This is a genomic window from Pseudomonas sp. AC463 (genome assembly GCF_979253585.1).
On record NZ_CEEDDZ010000807.1, the window covers coordinates 1 to 258 of the forward strand.

Here is a 258-nt window from a genome sequence, read left to right on the forward strand (position 1 = left end):
CTGGAGACGGAGTTCGACACGCGCGCGAACCTCGCGCAGCTGGAGAAGTGGAACGGCGACACGCTCGCGCTGTCCGCGCCGGTCGCCCGCCAGTTCGTCAGCGATGAGGGTGCACTCGCCGCGCTCGACGTGACGCAGCCGATGATGCCGGCGATGAAGGACGGCCGCATGCAGACCGCTGCGCTGCTCGTGCCGTCGGGCGTTCAGCAGCCGCTGAACCAGCCACAGCCGGTGCAGGTGACGCAGCCGCAGGCTGCG

Annotated in this window: 1 protein-coding gene; it reads left to right on the forward strand. The window is 70.5% G+C overall.

Annotated elements, in window-relative coordinates; translation table 11 throughout:
- A partial coding sequence (locus tag AC0IYH_RS32460; protein ID WP_471838459.1) for a hypothetical protein occupies positions 1–258 on the forward strand: 258 nt, incomplete at both ends.